The sequence below is a fragment of the Streptomyces alfalfae genome (genome assembly GCF_004127445.1).
GTDB lineage: Bacteria > Actinomycetota > Actinomycetes > Streptomycetales > Streptomycetaceae > Streptomyces > Streptomyces alfalfae.
This window is the reverse complement of sequence record NZ_QEXM01000046.1, coordinates 126,292-144,001: the sequence shown is the minus strand read 5'-3', so window position 1 is coordinate 144,001 and position 17,710 is coordinate 126,292. Positions and strand designations below refer to the sequence as shown.

At 73.2% G+C, this 17,710-nt stretch carries 13 protein-coding genes; 10 read left to right on the top strand and 3 right to left on the bottom strand.

Translation table 11 applies throughout. From position 1 onward, the window contains the following. Positions 1-74: 74 nt before the first annotated feature. From DCW30_RS29030 to sucD, 5 genes are all read left to right on the top strand, one after another. The gene (locus tag DCW30_RS29030) at positions 75-1,199 is read left to right on the top strand and encodes an ATP-binding protein (protein ID WP_062782876.1); all 1,125 of its coding nucleotides are present in this window, start codon (positions 75-77) and stop codon (positions 1,197-1,199) included. Beyond that, on the top strand, positions 1,196-3,616 hold the full coding sequence (locus DCW30_RS29025; protein WP_076684916.1) for a DUF5682 family protein: 2,421 nt from the start codon (positions 1,196-1,198) through the stop codon (positions 3,614-3,616). Before DCW30_RS29030 ends, DCW30_RS29025 begins: the two co-directional genes overlap by 4 nt. A 721-nt stretch (positions 3,617-4,337) precedes the next feature. Next, entirely contained in the window at positions 4,338-5,465 is a 1,128-nt protein-coding gene (locus DCW30_RS29020) for a VWA domain-containing protein (protein ID WP_076684915.1), read from the top strand. Positions 5,466-5,798: 333 nt separating this feature from the next. After that, entirely contained in the window at positions 5,799-6,977 is a 1,179-nt protein-coding gene (gene sucC / locus DCW30_RS29015; protein WP_062782868.1) for an ADP-forming succinate--CoA ligase subunit beta, read from the top strand. 21 nt (positions 6,978-6,998) lie between these two features. Next, positions 6,999-7,883, top strand: coding sequence for a succinate--CoA ligase subunit alpha (sucD, locus tag DCW30_RS29010; protein ID WP_062782865.1), 885 nt, complete (start codon positions 6,999-7,001; stop codon positions 7,881-7,883). A 93-nt stretch (positions 7,884-7,976) separates the two neighbouring features. On the opposite strand, the gene DCW30_RS29005 is transcribed toward sucD, so the two are convergent. Continuing rightward, positions 7,977-9,182, bottom strand: a complete 1,206-nt coding sequence (locus tag DCW30_RS29005) for a helix-turn-helix domain-containing protein (RefSeq protein WP_076684914.1) — start codon at positions 9,180-9,182, stop codon at positions 7,977-7,979. A gap of 216 nt (positions 9,183-9,398) precedes the next feature. Here DCW30_RS29005 and DCW30_RS36905 point away from each other — a divergent pair, with 216 nt between their 5' ends. Beyond that, positions 9,399-11,333, top strand: coding sequence for a cell division protein PerM (locus DCW30_RS36905; RefSeq protein ID WP_162933519.1), 1,935 nt, complete (start codon positions 9,399-9,401; stop codon positions 11,331-11,333). A gap of 313 nt (positions 11,334-11,646) precedes the next feature. On the opposite strand, the gene DCW30_RS28995 is transcribed toward DCW30_RS36905, so the two are convergent. Continuing rightward, positions 11,647-12,408 (bottom strand): hypothetical protein, encoded by a 762-nt coding sequence (locus DCW30_RS28995; RefSeq protein WP_079250030.1) that lies wholly within the window; start codon positions 12,406-12,408, stop codon positions 11,647-11,649. Positions 12,409-12,946: 538 nt separating this feature from the next. Between DCW30_RS28995 and purN the strand changes: the two genes are divergently transcribed. Then, entirely contained in the window at positions 12,947-13,543 is a 597-nt protein-coding gene (gene purN, locus DCW30_RS28990) for a phosphoribosylglycinamide formyltransferase (protein ID WP_076688955.1), read from the top strand. Next, positions 13,540-15,132: a bifunctional phosphoribosylaminoimidazolecarboxamide formyltransferase/IMP cyclohydrolase gene (gene purH, locus DCW30_RS28985; RefSeq protein ID WP_076684911.1), complete on the top strand. Its 1,593-nt coding sequence runs from the start codon at positions 13,540-13,542 to the stop codon at positions 15,130-15,132. Before purN ends, purH begins: the two co-directional genes overlap by 4 nt. A 158-nt stretch (positions 15,133-15,290) precedes the next feature. On the opposite strand, the gene DCW30_RS28980 is transcribed toward purH, so the two are convergent. Further along, entirely contained in the window at positions 15,291-16,001 is a 711-nt protein-coding gene (locus tag DCW30_RS28980; RefSeq protein WP_062778438.1) for an RDD family protein, read from the bottom strand. Between the two features lie 245 nt (positions 16,002-16,246). Here DCW30_RS28980 and DCW30_RS28975 point away from each other — a divergent pair, with 245 nt between their 5' ends. Further along, the gene (locus DCW30_RS28975; RefSeq protein ID WP_062778435.1) at positions 16,247-17,107 is read left to right on the top strand and encodes a bifunctional methylenetetrahydrofolate dehydrogenase/methenyltetrahydrofolate cyclohydrolase; all 861 of its coding nucleotides are present in this window, start codon (positions 16,247-16,249) and stop codon (positions 17,105-17,107) included. Positions 17,108-17,127: 20 nt separating this feature from the next. Continuing rightward, complete coding sequence (locus DCW30_RS28970) at positions 17,128-17,700, top strand: DUF3017 domain-containing protein (RefSeq protein ID WP_076684910.1); 573 nt, start codon at positions 17,128-17,130, stop codon at positions 17,698-17,700. The last annotated feature ends 10 nt before the right edge of the window (positions 17,701-17,710 follow it).

Genomic DNA, 17,710 nt, shown 5'->3' with positions numbered 1-17,710 from the left:
TGTCAGTGGCGTGGTGCACGGTGGAACCACATCCGGGCCACACGAGCCCGGACGAGCTGGAGGGGGATCGCTCCATGTCCGTATCCGTCGACTCGACGACGTCCGCGACCGCGAATCGGGCCGAGGCCCTGCGGCCCCACGCCGAGCACGCGTTCGCCGCCGAACTGGCTGCGCTGGCCGCGCAGGACGACCGGCCGCGCCCGCAGCGGTGGAAGCTGTCGCCGTGGGCCGTCGCGACGTATCTGCTCGGCGGCACGCTGCCCGACGGCACGGTGATCACGCCGAAGTACGTGGGCCCCCGCCGCATCGTCGAGGTCGCCGTCACCACGCTCGCGACCGACCGCGCCCTGCTCCTGCTCGGCGTGCCCGGCACCGCCAAGACCTGGGTGTCGGAGCACCTGGCAGCGGCGGTCAGCGGTGACTCGACGCTGCTCGTGCAGGGCACGGCGGGCACACCGGAGGAAGCCATCCGGTACGGGTGGAACTACGCGCAGCTCCTCGCCCACGGCCCCAGCCGCGACGCGCTCGTGCCCAGCCCCGTCATGCGTGCCATGTCCGACGGCATGACGGCACGCGTCGAGGAGCTGACCCGCATCCCGGCCGATGTGCAGGACACGCTGATCACGATCCTGTCCGAGAAGACCCTGCCCATCCCGGAGCTGGGCGAAGAGGTCCAGGCGGTACGGGGGTTCAACCTCATCGCCACGGCCAACGACCGCGACCGCGGGGTCAACGACCTGTCGAGCGCCCTGCGCCGCCGCTTCAACACGGTCGTCCTGCCGCTGCCGGCCAGTGCCGACGCCGAGGTCGACATCGTCTCGCGCCGTGTCGACCAGCTCGGGCGCTCGCTCGACCTGCCCACGGGCCCCGAGGGCATCGACGAGATACGGCGTGTCGTCACCGTCTTCCGCGAGCTGCGCGACGGCGTGACGGCCGACGGGCGTACGAAGGTGAAGTCGCCCAGCGGCACGCTGTCGACCGCCGAGGCGATCTCCGTCGTCACCAACGGCCTCGCTCTGGCCGCCCACTTCGGGGACGGTGTCCTGCGCCCCGGCGACGTCGCGGCCGGCATCCTCGGCGCCGTCGTCCGCGATCCGGCGGCGGACCGGGTGATCTGGCAGGAGTATCTGGAGGCGGTCGTGCGCGAGCGCGACGGCTGGAAGGACTTCTACCGCGCCTGCCGCGAGGTGAGCGTATGACCAGGACGGGGGAGGGGGCGGAGGCCGGGGCGCTGCTGCTCGGGGTGCGGCACCACGGGCCGGGGTCGGCGAGGGCCGTGCGGGCCGCGCTCGACGCGGTGCTGCCGGACGCCGTGCTCGTCGAGGGGCCGCCGGAGGCCGACCCGCTGGTCGGACTCGCCGCCGACGAGGGGATGCGGCCGCCGGTCGCGCTGCTCGCGCACGTGGTGGACGAGCCGGGCCGCTCGGCGTTCTGGCCGCTCGCCGAGTTCTCCCCGGAGTGGGTGGCCATCCGGTGGGCCGTCGGGCGGGGCGTGCCGGTCCGCTTCATCGACCTGCCGGCCGCGCACTCGCTGGCGCGGACGGACGAGCCGACCGGGTCCGAGGAGAGCGGTGAAACCCCTGCGGGGGAGGAGGCGGTGCGCGTCGATCCGCTGGCCGTGCTCGCCGAGACCGCCGGGTACGACGACCCCGAGCGGTGGTGGGAGGACGTGGTCGAGCACCGCGCGACGGGGGGCGACGTGTTGGCGCCGTTCGAGGCGCTGGGTGATGCCATGGAGGCCCTGCGCGAGACCTACGGGGACGGCGGGCACGACCGTGACCTCGTCCGCGAGGCGTATATGCGGCTCCAGACGCGGGCTGCCGTACGGGAGTTCGGGGCGGGGCGCGTGGCCGTGGTGTGCGGGGCCTGGCATGTGCCCGCCCTGCGGCGGAGGGCCACCGTGGCCGCCGACCGGGCGCTGCTCAAGGGACTGCCCAAGGTGAAGGCCGAGATGACGTGGGTGCCATGGACCCACCGAAGGCTCTCCCGCGCCAGTGGGTACGGCGCGGGAATCGCGTCCCCCGGGTGGTACGGCCACCTGTTCAGCGCCCCGGACCGGCCCGTCGAGCGCTGGATGACCAAGGTCGCGGGGCTGCTGCGCGACGAGGACAGGCTCGTCTCGTCCGCGCACGTCATCGAGGCGGTCCGGCTCGCCGACACGCTCGCCGCGATGCGGGGGAGGCCGCTGGCCGGACTCACCGAGACGACCGACGCCGTGCGGGCGGTGATGTGCGAGGGCTCGGACGTGCCGCTCGCCCTGGTGCACGACAAGCTGGTCGTCGGCGATGTCCTGGGCGAGGTGCCCGAGTCGGCGCCCGCGGTGCCGTTGCAGCGTGACCTCACGCGGTCGCAGCGCAGACTGCGGCTCAAGCCGGAGGCGCTCGACCGGGAGCTGGAGCTGGACCTGCGCAAGGAGACAGACGCGGCGCGCAGCACACTGCTGCACCGGTTGCGGCTCCTCGGGGTCGGCTGGGGGGAGCCGGCACGTTCTCGCGGGAGCACGGGGACATTCCGGGAGACCTGGCGGCTGCGGTGGGAGCCGGAGCTGTCGGTCCGGGTCGCGGAGGCGGGCGTTTGGGGCACGACGGTGCTGGGCGCGGCCACCAGCAAGGCCTCTGCCGACGCGGTCGGGACGGTGGCGCTGGCCGACGTCACGGGACTGGCCGAGCGGTGCCTGTTGGCGGAGCTGCCTGACGCGCTGCCGGTGGTGATGAGGGTCCTCGGCGACCGCGCGGCGCTGGACGCGGACGTCGGGCACCTCGCGCAGGCGCTGCCCGCGCTGGTGCGGTCACTGCGGTACGGGGACGTGCGGGGCACGGACACGGCGGCGCTCGGGGAGGTGGCCCTCGGTCTGGCCGAGCGGGTCTTCGTGGGGCTGCCGGGTGCGTGCGCGGGGCTCGGCACGGACGCGGCGCTGGAGATGCGGGGCCATGTCGACGCCGTGCATCAGGCGGTGGGGCTGCTCGGGGAGTTCGGGGCGGGGGGTGCCGGAAGTTCCGGGGGCGCCGTGCCGGGGGCCGGGCCCGGGGGCGTGCCGGACGTCCGCAGCCGGTGGTGGTCCGTGCTGCGGCTGCTGGCGCAGCGGGACGCCGTGGCCGGGGTCGTCCGGGGGCGAAGCGTGCGGCTGCTGCTGGACAGCGGGGAACTGGCGGACGAGGAGGCCGCTCGCCTCATGGGCCTGGCGCTGTCACGGGGCAGCGAACCGGCCGAAGGGGCGGCTTGGATCGAGGGCTTCGTCGGCGGCGGCTCCGGGGGCGGCATGCTCCTCGTCCACGACCAGAGGCTGCTGGGCCTGGTGGACGCATGGCTGAGCGGGGTGTCGGACGACGCCTTCGTCGACGTACTGCCGCTGCTGCGGCGCACGTTCTCGGCGTACGAGCAGGGGGTGCGGCGGACCCTCGGCGAGCTGGTCCGCCGAGGCCCCGCCACGGCCGGTCCCCCGGTGACCGGCCTCGGTATACCCGGCTTCGCCGGGGACCTGGACGCGGAGCGCGCGGACGCCGTGGTGCCGACGGTGCGGTTGCTGCTGGGCCTGACGGGGGCGAGCGCGGGCCCGGTGGAGGCGGGCACCCACCTGGCGGGGGCGGATGCCGATCTGGCGGGGGCGGCGATGTGACCCGCGTGACGCCGGTCGTCGCCGGGTCGGTGAGCGGCGCCCACACCCACCTGGGTCTTCTGGGGCCGGTCGAGGGTCGGGTCAGAGTGGCGAGGACCAGCAGCGCTTGGCCGGTCGGCCGTGCTGGCGAGCAACTGGCGGCGGCTGGCCGGTCGGCTGGAGCGTGCGGCACCCGCGGCGGCGGCCGGCGCGGCACCGGCAGAGGGCCGAACGCGTCGCCCAGGCGGTCCGGCGCCAGCAGTCCGCCGGCCGGAGCGGCGAGGCGCCGACGGCAACTGGCGCGGCACCGGCAGCCTTCCGCACGCCAACCCGAGCACCGACCCACCCACAGCGGTAGGCGAGCGGTGAGACGAGAAGCGGCACCAGCGGTGAAAGCGGCACCAGCGGTGAAAGCGGCACCAGCGGTGAAACCGGCAGCAAGGACCGGCAGGCAGAAGGAGACCCGGCGGTAGCCGGTGAGGAGCGTGGTGGTGTGACCGGCATGGCAGGACGTGGCGACTCAGCGGAGGCGGCCGGAGTGAGCACAGCGGAGGCGGCAGTGAGCTCAGCGGAAGCGGTGGGAGTGAGCCCAGCGGACGTGGTCGGAGCGAGCTCGGCGGAGGGGGCAGTGAACCCGGCGGAAGGGAGCGGAGGAGTCAGCTCGGCGGAAGGGGCCGGAGTGAGCTCGGCGGAAGGGACCGGAGTGAGCGGCGTGGGGGACGAGCGGTTGCGGCGGTGGCGGATGGTGCTCGGCGGCGGCGGGGCCGACGGGACCGGGTGCGAGCTCGGGGGGCGGGACGCCGCGATGGACGCGGCGCTCCAGGCGCTGTACGGGGGAGCGGGCGACAAGGAGGGCCGCAGGCAGGGGCGGGAGCGGACCGCGGGGCTCGGCGGGTCCGCGCCGGCCGTGGCGCGGTGGCTGGGGGACATCCGGACGTACTTCCCCTCGTCCGTCGTCCAGGTGATGCAGCGCGACGCCATCGACCGGCTCGGTCTCTCCGCGCTGCTCCTGGAACCGGAGATGCTGGAGGCCGTCGAGGCGGACGTCCACCTGGTGGGCACGCTGCTCTCGCTCAACAAGGCCATGCCGGAGACCACCAAGGAGACCGCGCGTGCCGTCGTGCGCAAGGTCGTCGAGGAACTGGAGAAGCGGCTCTCGACGCGGACCCGCGCCACCCTCACCGGCGCGCTCGACCGCAGCGCGCGCGTCAGCAGGCCGCGCCACCACGACATCGACTGGAACCGCACGATCGCGGCGAACCTGAAGAACTACCTGCCGGAGTACCGGACGGTCGTGCCCGAGCGGCTCATCGGGTACGGGCGGGCGTCGCAGTCCGTGAAGAAGGAGGTCATCCTCTGCATCGACCAGTCGGGTTCGATGGCGGCGTCCGTGGTCTACGCGTCGGTGTTCGGGGCGGTGCTGGGTTCGATGCGCTCGCTCAACACGCGGCTCGTCGTCTTCGACACCAACGTCGTCGACCTGACCGAGCAGCTCGACGATCCGGTGGACGTCCTGTTCGGCACGCAGCTGGGCGGCGGCACCGACATCAACCGCGCCCTCGCCTACTGCCAGTCGCAGATCAGCCGCCCCGCCGAGACCGTCGTCGTCCTCATCAGCGACCTCTACGAAGGCGGCATCCGGGACGAGATGCTGAAGCGGGTCGCGGCGATGAAGGCGTCCGGCGTGCAGTTCGTGACGCTGCTCGCGCTGTCCGACGAGGGGGCGCCGGCGTACGACCGCGAGCACGCCGCGGCGCTCGCCGCGCTGGGCGCGCCTGCCTTCGCCTGCACGCCCGACCTCTTCCCGGAGGTGATGGCGGCCGCGATCGAGAAGCGCCCTCTCCCCATACCCGACACGGCGGCGGCGTGATCGCGGGGCCGCGAGCGTGACACACATCTCGTACGCCGGTCGATTGCCGGAGCAACGGGAGCAAACGGGTGGTGCCCGGGCGGCGTCGGAGCGGCCCCGGTGCCCGGCGGCGCACGATCTGTGACCGTCATCACCGCCCAAATGTGATCTGCGATTTAGGGAGGCACGTCCCACGGCGATAACCTGCGAGACGGACATGCCGCGTATGGGACTCCGTCCTACGCCTCCCTTGTGACAGCGCAGTCACGTTGCCCTCCGCGGCACGCCCACGCAGACAGCTGACACCAAAGCAGCGAGATCGCAGCGAGATCACGGATAAAGGGACGGACGCGCGTGGACCTGTTCGAGTACCAGGCGAGGGACCTCTTCGCCAAGCACGGTGTACCGGTGCTGGCCGGTGAAGTCATCGACACGCCTGAGGCGGCGCGCGAGGCCACCGAGCGACTGGGCGGCAAGTCGGTCGTCAAGGCGCAGGTGAAGGTCGGTGGCCGCGGCAAGGCCGGCGGCGTGAAGCTGGCGGCTGACCCGGACGAGGCCGTCGCTCGCGCGACGGACATCCTCGGCATGGACATCAAGGGCCACACGGTCCACAAGGTGATGATCGCCGAGCTGTCGCCGGAGATCGAGGCGGAGTACTACGTCTCGTACCTCCTCGACCGCACCAACCGCACCTTCCTGGCCATGGCCTCGGTGCAGGGCGGCATGGACATCGAGGAGGTCGCGGAGAAGACCCCCGAGGCCCTCGCGAAGGTCCCGGTCAACGCCGTCGAGGGCGTGGACATCGAGAAGGCCCGCGAGATCGTGGCCCAGGCGAAGTTCCCGGCCGACGTGGCCGAGAAGGTCGCCGAGGCCATGGTGACCCTGTGGGACACCTTCGTCGCCGAGGACGCGCTCCTCGTCGAGGTCAACCCGCTGGTGAAGACCAAGGACGGCCGCATCCTGGCCCTCGACGGCAAGGTGTCCCTGGACGCCAACGCCGACTTCCGTCAGCCCGAGCACGAGGCGCTCGAGGACAAGGACGCAGCCAACCCGCTCGAGGCTGCCGCCAAGGCCAAGGGTCTCAACTACGTGAAGCTCGACGGCGAGGTCGGCATCATCGGCAACGGTGCCGGTCTGGTCATGTCGACCCTGGACGTCGTCGCGTACGCCGGTGAGAACCACGGCGGCGTGAAGCCGGCCAACTTCCTCGACATCGGTGGCGGCGCCTCCGCCGAGGTCATGGCGAACGGTCTGGAGATCATCCTCGGCGACACGGACGTCAAGTCCGTCTTCGTCAACGTGTTCGGTGGCATCACCGCGTGCGACGAGGTCGCCAACGGCATCGTGCAGGCCCTGGAGCTGCTCGCGTCCAAGGGTGAGAAGGTCGAGAAGCCGCTGGTCGTGCGCCTCGACGGCAACAACGCGGAGCTGGGTCGCAAGATCCTCAGCGACGCCAACCACCCGCTCGTGCAGCGCGTGGACACCATGGACGGCGCGGCCGACAAGGCCGCCGAGCTCGCGGCCGCGAAGTAAGGGACGAGGGACAGAACAGCCATGGCTATCTTCCTCAACAAGGACAGCAAGGTCATCGTCCAGGGCATGACCGGTGCCACGGGCATGAAGCACACCAAGCTCATGCTGGGTGACGGCACCAACATCGTCGGCGGCGTGAACCCGCGCAAGGCCGGCACCTCCGTCGACTTCGACGGCACCGAGGTCCCGGTCTTCGGCACCGTCAAGGAGGCCATGGAGAAGACGGGCGCCAACGTCTCCGTCCTCTTCGTGCCGCCGGCCTTCTCCAAGGCCGCCGTCGTCGAGGCGATCGACGCCGAGATCCCCCTCGCGGTCGTCATCACCGAGGGCATCGCCGTCCACGACTCCGCCGCCTTCTGGGCGTACGCGAAGGCCAAGGGCAACAAGACCCGCATCATCGGCCCGAACTGCCCCGGTCTCATCACCCCGGGCCAGTCGAACGCCGGCATCATCCCGGGCGACATCACGAAGCCGGGCCGCATCGGCCTGGTCTCGAAGTCCGGCACGCTGACGTACCAGATGATGTACGAGCTCCGTGACATCGGCTTCTCCTCGGCCGTCGGCATCGGTGGCGACCCGGTCATCGGCACGACGCACATCGACGCCCTGGAGGCGTTCGAGGCCGACCCCGACACCGACCTGATCGTCATGATCGGTGAGATCGGCGGCGACGCGGAGGAGCGCGCGGCGGACTTCATCAAGGCCAACGTGACGAAGCCGGTCGTCGGCTACGTCGCGGGCTTCACGGCGCCCGAGGGCAAGACGATGGGTCACGCGGGCGCCATCGTCTCCGGCTCCTCCGGCACGGCCGCCGCGAAGAAGGAGGCCCTTGAGGCCGCCGGCGTCAAGGTCGGCAAGACGCCGACCGAGACCGCCAAGCTCGCGCGCGAGATCCTCGCCGGCTGATCAAGGCCTCTGGCCCAGCGGTTCAGAAGTGGGCCCGCGTCTCCCCTGGGGGACGCGGGCCCACTCTTTCGTATGGGGGCCCAGGTGCGCGCGCTATCCGAGGCCCGGCGTCAGGCGGCCCGGGCCCGTCGACAGCTGGGCGTCGAGGTGGGTGTGGAGGGCGCGGGAACGGTTCGTCAGGGGCGCGGGGCCCATGTACGCGGGGATGCCGGTGACCGCCTTGCCGGGGGCCACGGGGGCCTCGTAACGGGTCGGGGCCGTGCGCAGCGTCAGGGAGGTCGCCCCGATGATCAGGGCGGTGAACGCGATCGCCGCGCGGGTCCACACGCGGGTGCGGTGCTCGCCGCGCAGCCGGACGTGTTCGGGCTCGGGGGGCGGGAGCTCGGCGGCGGTGGCCAGTTCGCCGAGGCGGCGGTGGAGCTCCTCGGGGGCCGCCAGATCGGGCAGGGCCTCGGCCACCGATTCGCGCGCGTGCATCAGGCGGTACGCGGTGGCCGGAGTGCTGGCCTCCGTCTCGGCGGCGGTGTCCGGCAGGTCGAGGCCCACCCCGTCGTAGAGCACCAGGGTGCGGCGCTGGGCGGGCGGCAGAGCCATGAGTACGCGGAAGAGGGCGCGGTCGGCCGGCTCGGCGGGCGGGGCGTCCGGGTGGCGCAGGCCGGGGCGGAAGCGGTGCCACGGGGACATCGCGTACTCGTGGACGGCGGCCCGTACCCAGCCGGCGGGGTCGCGGTCCACGGCCACCTCCGGCCACCGCTGCCAGGCGTGCTGGAACGCGCGCTCCACCGACTCCTGGGCCAGCCGGCGCCTGCCGGTGAGCAGATAGGCCTGGCCGACCAGGGCGGCGGCGCTGTGGGCGCAGAGGGCGTCGAAGGCGTCGGCCGGGTGGGCGTCGTCCACGGGGCGGAACGCCGCCGCCCCACACCCGCCCGGCCCCGGCAGCGCCTCCGGCGGCTCCGACAGCGGCTCGCTTGGCTGGACCCGCTCACCCCGCTCGCCCGGCTGGACCCGCTCACCCCGCTCGCCCGGCTGGACCCGCTCACCCCGCCGGACCCGCTCGGCATGCCGGACCCGCTCGCCCCGTGGCCCTGACGTCCGCGCGGCGGTGGAGGAGGCCAGGAGCTTCGCGTAGGCCTTGCCCGCGGGGCCCTCCGGGGTCGCGCGGCCTGCCTCCCAGGCGCGGACCGTCTCCTGCGGGACGCCGAGCGCCGCGGCGAGCTCGGCCTGGGTCAGTGACTTCGCCTCGCGCAGCCTGCGTCGTTCCTCGGGGGACGGCAGAGGCGTGGCAGGGCTCTGGGTCATGTCGGAATCTCCGCAGCGTGGGCCGACGCACCGCGGACTGCCGGACGCGGCTGTCCGCAGTACGAATAATTACATAAACGTATATTGGGCGACACATCCGATATTCGCCTGTTACGTGAAGAAGGCGCGTGTCGTTGGCAGCATGGCCGCGTGACCCTAACGACCGATCACAGCGCAGCCCCGTCGCCCGTGAAACCGTCGGCGTCGCGAGAACGCATGCGTGACCGTTCGCCCGACCTGGCCACCTGCATGGTGGTCGGGGCCGTCGCCGCGTGCCTCGGACTGGGTGCGCTCGCCGTCCTCGTGATGGTGCTGTGGATCGGTTCGCCCTACCCGGACAGCGGTCCCGACGGGGTGTTGCGCGTCGTGGCGAGCCTCTGGCTCCTCGCCCACGGCACCGAGCTGATCAGGGCGGACACCGCATCGGGGGTGCCGGCGCCGGTCGGGCTCACCCCCCTGCTCCTCGTCGCCCTGCCGGGCTGGCTCGTGCACCGGGCGGCGCGGGACGCGGCGGCTCCCGACGCGTGCGGCCACCCGGTGCGGACGGCGTGGGGCGGGGTCGTGTCGGGGTATCTGCTGGTCGCCCTCTTCATGCTGGTGTACGCGTCGGGAGGCGAGCCGCGGCCCGAGTGGTTCGGCGCGTTGCTGCGTGTGCCGCTGCTGGTCGGGGTGGTCGCCGGACTCGGGGTGTGGGCCGGGCACGGTTACCCGCGCGGCCCCCTGCCGGTCTCCGTGCGGCCCGCCCTGAACGTGCTGCCCGACCGCCTGCGGCCCCATGTCCTACGAGGGCCCTTCGTGCGCGAGGAGGCGCTGGCCGTGCTGCGGGCCGGGGCGGCGGGCGCGGTGGCGCTAGTGGGCGGCGGTGCGCTGCTCGTCTCGGTGGCCCTCGTGGCGCGCATCGGCGCCGTCCACGCGTCGTTCGGGCAGATCACGGCCGTGTGGTCGGGCAGCGTCGCCGTGACCCTGCTGGCCCTCGCCCTGGTGCCGAACGCCGCGGTGTGGGGCGCTGTCTACGCCCTCGGCCCCGGCTTCACCGTCGGCGCCGGCACCGTGGTGGCCCCCGGGGGAGTGGAGGCGGGGGCGGCGCTGCCACCGTTCCCGCTGCTGGGGGCGGTGCCCGTGGCGGGGCTCGGGGGACCGCTCGGCATGGCTGTCCTCTTGGTGCCGGTGGCGGCGGGGTGCGTGGTGGCCTGGTGCACCGTCCGGGCGGCGGCGCCCGACGGCGGGGAGCGGGCCGAGGTGTGGCCGGTGGCGCGTACCGCCGTGAGCGCGGCGGCGTCCGCGGCCGTGTGCGGGGTGGCCATGGCGGTGCTCGCGGAGCTGGCGGGCGGCCCGATGGGCACGGGGACCCTCGCCGACTTCGGCCCGGCGTGGTGGCCTGCGGGCGGGGCGGCGCTGCTGTGGACGGGGGCGGTGGCGGTGCCCATGGCCCTCGTCGTACGGGCCTGGCGTCTGCTCACGTGGGACGGCCGACGCCCCTGGTGGCTCCCGCGGCTCAGGGTGCCGTTCCCCACGGCCCTGCCCCGGCCCCGGCTGCCGCGCCCGCTGCTGCCGCGCCCCCGCCTCGCCCGCCTGTGGCCCGTACGGGCCCGGCAGGGGGACACGCCGCTCCCGGCGGCCTCCGACCCAGCGGCCGCGGGGTCCCTGGCCCCGCCCCCGCCCCGGGCCGCGCCTCCGATCACGGCCCCGCCAAGGCCTACGGTCCCGCCCAGGGCTTTCTTCGAGGGGGAGGCCGGGAGCGGGACCGTGGCAGAGGCAGAGGCAGAGGCAGAGGCCGGGGGCGAGGCAGAGGCGGAGATCGGGGCCGGTGACGGAGTCAAGGCCCCGCCCATGCCCCCGAACCCCCCGCGCCGCGCGCCCGAAACCCGGACCACGGCTTCACCCGAGCCCGATCAAGAGCCCGAGCCCAAGCCCGAGCCCGAGCCCGAGCAAGACTCAGGACCCCAGCCCGAGCCCGAACAAGAGCCGGAACCCCAGCCCGAGCCCAACCCCGAGCCCGAGTCACAGTCCCAGCTCCAGCCCAACCCCGAGCGCGAGTCAAAGCCCCAGTCCCAGCCCGAGCCGAAGTCCCAGTCCCAGCCCGAGCCAAAGTCCCAACGCCAGCCCGAGCCAAAGTCCCAACGCCAGCCCGAGCCCGAGCCGAAGCCTTAACGCCAGCCCGAGCCCGAGCCGAAGCCTTAACGCCAGCCCCAGCCCGGCCCCAGCCGCGAGCGGCTGCCCAGCACCAGCCCCAGCCAAAGTCCCAACGCCAGCCCGAGCCCGACCTCAGCCGCGAGCGGCAGCCCAGGCCCAGCCCCGACCTCAGTCCCAAGCTCAGGCTCAGTCCCAAGCCCAAGCCCAAGCCCAAGCCCAGTCCCAAGCTCAGGCCCAGCTCTGAGCCCGGCAGCAACCCCGAGCCCGGTAGCAACCCCGAGCCCGGTAGCAACCCCGAGCCCGGTAGCAACCCCGGGCCCAGCAGCAGCCCCTAGTCCTGCTCTCCCAGCAGCGGTCGCAGCTGCTTCGGCAGAAGGTCCTCGCAGCCCTGCTGCGCCGTGCTCGTGAGGGCGTCGTCCACGCACGTGTAGTAGTCCCGGTACACGAGCTGCGCTGTGAACGTCCCCGCCACCATGAGCAGCGCGAGCGCGCCCGTCACCAGGCCGCTGATCGCGGCCGTCGTCTGCGGCCGCGTCGAGGAAGCGGCCCGCTGCGCCGCCGCGTCCCCCGCGGGGGCCGGAGCCGTCGGGTCCGGAGTGCGGGGCTTCGCGCGCAGGGACTGGATGGCCCAGCTCAGCGCGAGCGCGCCGAGCAGCAGCGCGACGTACCGCCAGCCGAACAGCGCGAAGAAGAAGGCCCACATGCCGGAGAGCAGGGCGTAGCGCGCTCGCCGCTGTGCGGGGTCCGTCGGGTCCCAGCGCGGCCCGCCGCCCGGCTTCGCGGGGTCGTCCTGGCCGGAATTGTCCCGTCGGCCGGGGCGCTCGCCGAAGCCGCCCTGGGAGCGGCCCGGCTGGCGGTCGCTCCACTGGCTGCCCCAGGGGGACTTCCGCCCGGAGCCGTCGGAGTCGCCCCCCGAGGAGTCGCCGCCCGAGGAGCCGCGCGGCTGCCACGGCTGGTCCGGAGTCCCCTCCGGCGGCGGCGCGAAGGGGTTGTCGTCGTCCTTGCCCGTGCCCTGGGCACCCGCGCCCCGGGACTCCGGTCCCTGGGAGTCGGGGTCCTGCGGTGGAGACGAAGGGCGGCTACGGTCCGGCATCAGGTGTGCGTCTTCCCTTGGGTAGGGCCGTGGTGGAGCCCATGAGCGGCTCGGCAACTCGGCGTTCGTCGGTATGGGGGCGCTTTCCCGCAGACGCTACCCTCCGCCCGCGCCCCCGTCCCGTGAGGGGCGGTTCGGTGTGCCGGTATCGTTGCAGGCGGTCGGCCGCTTCGTAGGGTTCCCCGTATGGCGGGAGGCGAAGCCTTCGTACGACCGTACAAAGCCGCGCGCGCCGAGACGTGCGTATCAAGACACGCGTGACGAGACGCACCTTCCGAGAAAGGGCCCCGCTGTGGCCAAGAGCGCTGTGGGCGAGCGCCCCGAACGAGGCGAGGGCCCCGAACAAGGCGAGGACCCCGAAGGCGGCGAGCGCCCCGAAAGCCGGGAGGACCTCCTCGGACGAGGCGAGCGCCCCGAAAGCCGGGAGGACCTCCTCGGACGAGGCGAGCGCCCCGAAAGCCAGGAGGACCTCCGACGAGGCGAGCGCCCCGCGAGCGGGGAGGGCCCCGGACGGGTCCGGCGCCCCAAGCGGCTCGTCGTGCTGGTCTCCGGTTCGGGCACCAACCTCCAGGCCCTGCTCGACACGATCCGCGCCGAGGGGGCCGAGGGCTACGGCGCCGAGATCGTCGCCGTCGGCGCCGACCGCGACGGCATCGCGGGCCTGGAGCGCGCGGAACGCGCGGGCATCCCGACCTTCGTCTGCCGGGTGAAGGACCACGAGACCCGTGGCGCGTGGGACGCGGCCCTGGCCGAGGCGACGGCCGCGCACCGCCCCGACCTGGTGGTCTCCGCCGGGTTCATGAAGATCGTGGGGGAGGAGTTCCTCGCGCGCTTCGGCGGGCGGTTCGTGAACACGCACCCCGCGCTGCTGCCCAGTTTTCCGGGGGCCCACGGCGCGCGCGACGCGCTCGCGTACGGCGTGAAGGTCACCGGCTGCACCGTCCACTTCGTCGACGACGGCGTCGACACCGGCCCGATCATCGCCCAGGGCGTGGTCGAGGTCCGGGACGAGGACGACGAGAGCGCTCTGCACGAGCGCATCAAGGAAGTCGAGCGCACGCTGCTCGTCGATGTCGTGGGGCGTCTGGCCCGGCACGGCTACCGCATTGAGGGACGAAAGGTTCTTATCCCGTGACCGCCGAAGCTAAGAACGCTGCGAACGCGACCGCGGACGCCGCGCGGCGCCCGATCAAGCGCGCGCTCGTCAGCGTCTACGACAAGACCGGCCTGGAGGAGCTCGCGCGCGGGCTGCACGAGGCGGGCGTCGAACTCGTCTCCACCGGCTCGACCGCCGCGAGGATCGCCGCCGCCGGAGTGCCCGTCACCAAGGTCGAGGAGCTGACCGGCTTCCCCGAGTGCCTGGACGGCCGGGTCAAGACCCTGCACCCCAAGGTCCACGCGGGCATCCTCGCCGACCTGCGCCTCGACGACCACCGCCGCCAGCTCGACGAGCTCGGCGTCGAGCCCTTCCAGCTCGTCGTGGTGAACCTCTACCCCTTCAAGGAGACCGTCGCCTCGGGCGCGACGCCCGACGAGTGCGTCGAGCAGATCGACATCGGCGGTCCCTCGATGGTCCGCGCCGCCGCCAAGAACCACCCCTCGGTCGCGGTCGTCACCGACCCGGAGCGGTACGCCGACGTCCTCGCGGCGGTCAAGGCGGGCGGCTTCGACCTGACCGCGCGCAAGCGGCTCGCGGGCGAGGCGTTCCGGCACACGGCCGCGTACGACGTGGCGGTGGCCGGATGGTTCGCCGACGACTACGCGTCGGCCGACGAGTCCGGCTTCCCCGGCTTCATCGGCGCGACCTACGAGCGCAAGAACGTGCTCCGCTACGGCGAGAACCCCCACCAGGGCGCCGCTCTCTACGTCGACGGCACGGGCGGCCTCGCCGAGGCCGAGCAGCTGCACGGCAAGGAGATGTCGTACAACAACTTCACGGACACGGACGCCGCGCGCCGTGCCGCGTACGACCACGACGAGCCCTGCGTCGCGATCATCAAGCACGCCAACCCGTGCGGCATCGCGGTCGGCGCCGACGTCGCCGAGGCGCACCGCAAGGCGCACGCCTGCGACCCGCTGTCGGCATTCGGCGGTGTGATCGCGGTGAACCGCCCCGTCTCCAAGGAGATGGCCGAGCAGGTCGCCGAGATCTTCACCGAGGTCATCGTCGCGCCGGACTACGAGGACGGCGCCCTCGAAGCCCTCACCAAGAAGAAGAACATCCGCGTGCTGCGGGCCGGCCAGGCGCCGTCGAACGCCGTCGAGGTCAAGCAGATCGACGGCGGCGCGCTGCTCCAGGTCACCGACCGGCTCCAGGCCGAGGGCGACGACCCCGCCCACTGGACGCTCGCCACGGGCGAGGCCCTGAGCGAGAGCGAGCTGGCCGAGCTGGCGTTCGCGTGGAAGGCGTCCCGCGCGGTGAAGTCCAACGCGATCCTGCTCGCCAAGGACGGCGCCTCGGTCGGCGTCGGCATGGGCCAGGTCAACCGCGTCGACTCCGCGAAGCTCGCCGTCGAGCGGGCGGGCGAGGAGCGGGCCCGCGGCTCCTACGCGGCCTCCGACGCGTTCTTCCCCTTCCCCGACGGTCTGGAGATCCTGACCGCGGCGGGCGTCAAGGCGGTCGTCCAGCCCGGCGGTTCGGTCCGCGACGAGCTGGTCGTCGAGGCGGCGAAGAAGGCGGGCGTCACGATGTACTTCACCGGGACCCGGCACTTCTTCCACTGAGCCCCGAGCCCCGAGCCCCGAGCATGGAGCACGGAGCCCCGAGCACCGAGCCCCCGAGCGGGCTCACCCGCGGGCTGACACCCGGTCGGACACGCCGAAGGCCGCGCCTTTCCGCAAGGGAAGGCGCGGCCTTCGCGCGTCGGCGTGCGGCCGGGGCGCTAGTTGTTGGAGCGCTGGACCACCATCGTCTTGGCGGCCTTGTCGTGCCAGCCCTGCTGGCGTCCGGTCTTGTCCCAGAACGGGGACAGGTAGACGAGGAGGGCGCCGATGCCGCAGGCCAGGGAGCCGAGGATCGGGATGATGTAGCGGACGAAGGCCGCGCCGACGCCCGGCTTCTGGCCGGTGTCGGCGTTGATGACGCGGATGCCGACGGCGAGCTTGCCGAGGGTGCCGCCGACGAGGGCCGTCATCAGCCACTCGTAGAGCAGGCCGACGACCGCGAAGGCGCCGAGCGAGGCGCCCATGGTGGCCATGACGTCGGAGCCGGCGTCGTTCATGCAGCTGTCGTACGTGACCGAGTTCGGGTCACAGTCCGACGCCGCGCCCACGAGACCGGCGATGCCGATCGCGAGCAGGATGCCGTAGATGATGCCGAACGCCACGCCGTCGATCACACGGGCGCCGAAGCGGCGGCCCATGGACGCCACCGTGGGACCGCCGCCCTGGTAGCCGTAGCCACCACCGGGCTGCTGGGGGTACGCGCCGTACGGGGAAGCCGGCTGCTGCGGGTAGCCGTAGCCCTGCTGGGGGACGCCCTGCGGCGCCTGCTGGGGGTAACCGTAGCCGGGCTGGCCCGGAGCCTGGCCGTAACCGGGCTGCCCCTGTGGCGGCTGCTGTCCGTAGGGGTTGTTGGGGTCGCCGTAACTCATGGCGGTCTTCCTCCGTCGGGATGGTGCGGGGACGACGCGGCACATCACGGAGGAAGGTGTCACAGATGCGGTCCGTCCCCCCGACACTGCCCGCGGCACTGTGCCGCACATGGTTCTTTAGCCGCGGCTTATTTGTCCAGGCGCGGCGTGCAGGTGTTGTGCAAGTGCAACCTCGCTGATCAGCGGGTGAGACGTGGTGACGCCCTGATTGGAACCGGGCGGCCCTCATCCGGGAAGATGGGGTCATGACCGCCCAGATTCTCGATGGCAAGGCCACCGCAGCCGCGATCAAGTCCGAACTGACCGCCCGCGTGGCGGCCCTGAAGGAGAAGGGCGTCACGCCCGGACTCGGTACCGTCCTGGTCGGCGACGACCCGGGCAGCCAGAAGTACGTCGCGGGCAAGCACCGCGACTGCGCGCAGGTCGGCATCGCCTCCATCCAGCGCGAACTGCCCGCCACCGCCTCCCAGGAGGAGATCGAGGCGGTCGTGCGCGAACTCAACGACGACCCCGCCTGCACCGGCTACATCGTCCAACTCCCGCTGCCCAAGGGCATCGACGAGAACCGCGTCCTGGAACTGATGGACCCGGCCAAGGACGCCGACGGACTGCACCCCATGAACCTCGGCCGCCTCGTCCTGAACGAGCCGGCCCCGCTGCCCTGCACCCCGTACGGCATCATCCGGCTGCTGCGGCAGCACGGCGTGGAGATCAAGGGCGCCGAGGTCGTGGTCGTCGGGCGCGGTGTCACCATCGGCCGGCCGATGCCGCTGCTGCTCACCCGCAAGTCCGAGAACGCCACGGTCACGCAGTGCCACACCGGCACCCGTGACCTCGCCGCGCACCTGAAGCGGGCCGACATCATCGTGGCCGCCGCGGGCGTCCCGCACCTCATCAAGCCCGAGGACGTGAAGCCGGGCGCCGCCGTCCTGGACGTCGGTGTCTCGCGCGACGACAGCGGCAAGATCGTCGGGGACGTCCACCCGGGCGTCGCCGAGGTCGCCGGGTGGATCTCCCCGAACCCGGGCGGCGTCGGTCCGATGACCCGCGCCCAGCTCCTGGTGAACGTCGTCGAGGCCGCCGAGCGCAGCACTGCCGCGAGCTGACCCGGGGAAGGGGCGCGCTCATGAACGCAGAATCCGAGCGGAAGTCCGCGAAGGCCGCGGGGTCCGCGAAGGCCGCGGGGTCCGCCGAGGCGGAGGCGGCCGGGCCCGCGGTTGCGCACCCGGCAGAGGAGCCGGCACAGGACCCGGCGGACGTCGAGGCCAAGGGCGCGGTCAGCGCGCCGGGGCCCGACGGCGAACCGCGGAAGGTCTCGCGCCGCTTCCCGCTGTTCACCCGCGACACCGCCCGCCCCGAGGGCGGCGGCCGCGCGGCCCCCGGCGACGCCCCCGCCCCGGCCCGCCAGTGGCCGCTGCTCAGCGTCCTCGGCCTGGTCGGCCTGGGGCTGCTGCTCACCGCGCTCGACGTGTTCCGGCTCGGCACCGTGCTGATCGGCGTGGCCCTCGTCGGCGGCGCCGTGCTGCGGTGGGCGCTGCCGGACGTCGGCATGCTGGCGGTGCGCTCGCGGTTCACGGACATGGTGACGTACGGGGCGCTCGGCGGGGCCATCATCCTGCTGGCCCTGATGGCGCAGCCCAAGCCGGTCCTGGAGATCCCGTTCCTGGACGACACGCTGCACTTCACGATCGACAGCTGACCCGGCGCCG